Origin of the sequence: Phenylobacterium sp. (assembly GCF_031412415.1) — a bacterium.
GTDB lineage: Bacteria > Pseudomonadota > Alphaproteobacteria > Caulobacterales > Caulobacteraceae > Phenylobacterium.
Map to the genome: position 1 here is coordinate 1 of NZ_JANOCX010000223.1, position 2,164 is coordinate 2,164.

The 2,164-nt window shown below is 67.4% G+C and carries 3 protein-coding genes and 1 tRNA gene; 2 read left to right on the forward strand and 2 right to left on the reverse strand.

Translation table 11 applies throughout. The features are described from left to right. Window positions 1-170: 170 nt before the first annotated feature. Window positions 171-245, reverse strand: a tRNA-Val gene (locus RMO04_RS10975). Between the two features lie 73 nt (window positions 246-318). Then, window positions 319-678, reverse strand: a complete 360-nt coding sequence (gene cpdR, locus RMO04_RS10980; protein ID WP_309644826.1) for a cell cycle two-component system response regulator CpdR — start codon at window positions 676-678, stop codon at window positions 319-321. Between the two features lie 125 nt (window positions 679-803). Here cpdR and RMO04_RS10985 point away from each other — a divergent pair, with 125 nt between their 5' ends. Both RMO04_RS10985 and RMO04_RS10990 read left to right on the forward strand, forming a co-directional pair. Further along, window positions 804-1,700 (forward strand): N-formylglutamate amidohydrolase, encoded by an 897-nt coding sequence (locus RMO04_RS10985; RefSeq protein ID WP_309644827.1) that lies wholly within the window; start codon window positions 804-806, stop codon window positions 1,698-1,700. Window positions 1,701-2,066: 366 nt separating this feature from the next. Then, the coding region (locus RMO04_RS10990; RefSeq protein ID WP_309644828.1) for a GTP-binding protein at window positions 2,067-2,164 on the forward strand (98 nt) is incomplete at its 3' end.

Below are 2,164 nucleotides of genomic sequence, written 5' to 3' on the forward strand. Positions count from 1 at the left end.
GTAGTGCGCCGCCCATGACTTCGCCGAAGTCATAGTCAGCCAGGACGTCGACGCCGGAGGTCTTCACCGGCGGGCCATTTACGGTCTGGGTTCGGACGCGGGCGATCGTAGCGACCCGCGGCCCGGCCCGGAGGCAAGGCGCGGTCTGGAATCCAGGCGGTGGAAAGGGATGGTGGACGTGACAGGGATTGAACCTGTGACCCCCTCGATGTCAACGAGGTGCTCTCCCGCTGAGCTACACGTCCGACCGGCCGGTCTCCCCTAGGGGAGCGGGAGGCGGCGGTATAACGGCGCCGGGCACGCCGCGCAAGCGCCCGATCAGGCCGCGGCCATCATCCGTTCGACCTCGGAGACGATCTCGCGCAGGTGAATAGGCTTGGACAGCACCTTGGCGCCGGGGGGCGCGGCGTCGCCGGCGGCCAGGGCCACGGCGGCGAAACCGGTGATGAACATGATGCGCAGGCCCGGTTGGCGCGCGGCGGCCAGGCGCGCCACCTCGATGCCGTCCATGCCAGGCATGACGATGTCGGTGAGCAGCAGGTCCCAGTCCTGGGTGAGCGCCGCGGCCGCCTCGTCGCCATCGGCGCAGGCGGTCACCTCAAAGCCCGCCCGCTCCAGGGCGCGGGACAGGAACCCGCGCAGGGAGTCATCATCTTCGGCGAGCAGGATCCGAGGCATAGGCGCTCCGAGAGGAATGTCGGCAAAGAACGAGAGTAGGCGCCGAGATGTAAATCCGCGATGAACCGGCGGCTGGCGCGCGCCGCCGTTTGACCGCCACGCAGACGCACCGTCATATGCTCGCGATGACCGCCTGGGAGTCCATCGCCGCAAACCGAGCCGCGCCGAAGGTCCCGCCTTTCGAGGTGCGGCGCGCGGCGGACGCCGGCTCGCCCGCGCCGACGCCGCTGGTTTTCGCCTCGCCCCATTCCGGCCGCCTCTATCCCGAGGATATGATGGCCGCCGCGGCGCTCGACGCCGTCGCCATCCGACGCTCGGAGGACGCCTATGTCGACGAGCTGGTCGGCGCCGGCCCCAGCCTGGGCGCGGCGATGATCTGCGCCAATCTCGCGCGCGCCTATATCGACGTGAACCGCGAGGCCTTCGAACTCGACCAGACCATGTTCGCCGACGAGTTGCCGGATTTCGCCCGCTCGCGGACGGCCCGGGTGGCCGCCGGCCTGGGCGCCATCGCCCGCGTGGTCTCGGAAGGCCAGGAGATCTACGCCCGCAAGCTGACCTTCGCCGAGGCGCGCACGCGGATCGAAACCGCCCACGCCCCATATCACGCCGCCCTGGCCCGCCTGATCGGCGAAGCCCACGCCGCGCACGGCTACGCGATCCTCATCGACTGGCACTCCATGCCGGCGGCGGCGGCGCGGGTCGGGGGATCGGCCTGCGACATCGTCCTGGGCGACCGGTTCGGCGCGGCGTGCGCGGGCCTGATCAGCCAGCGCGTGGAGAAGGAACTGGAGGCCATGGGTTATCGGGTGGCGCGCAACGCCCCCTACGCCGGGGGCTACACCACCGAACACTATGGCCGTCCGGGTCGCCGGACCCACGCCCTGCAGATCGAGATCAACCGCGGGCTCTATCTGGATGAGGCGCGCCTGGAGCCCACCGAGGGCTTCACGCGATTGCAGGCGGACCTGGAAGCCCTTACCCGCACCTTGGCCGCGGCCGACTGGTCGGGGTTGAAGTAGCGCCCCTCGGCGTCGCCAAGCGACAGCCCAAAAAAAAGCCGGACCCGAGGGCCCGGCAGTTCATTAGGGAGGAAACGCCCAGGAAGGGCAGAGGCGTCAGCGACGCCTCACAGTTCGAACTTATACAGTGCGACGCACAAAACAACAAGCAAATTTGTGTTTTCGTCATCACATTTTCTAATGATCACGAAAAAATCCGTTACAAATCAGCCCTATATGCGCTGGCATAATGAGACTGAAAATTGGTGCGGCGCACAATAGCGGAACAATGCCATGCTGCGGCTCGGCGAGAAGACGCTGGCTTAATGGGCCGGCCTCGCCTACAAGCGCCCGCTTCTCCAGATAGGGCCCTCCCCGGGCAATTCAATGTCGCTCCGCAACATCGCCATCATCGCTCACGTCGACCACGGTAAAACCACCCTGGTGGACCAACTCCTCGCCCAGTCGGGTGTGTTCCGCGCCAA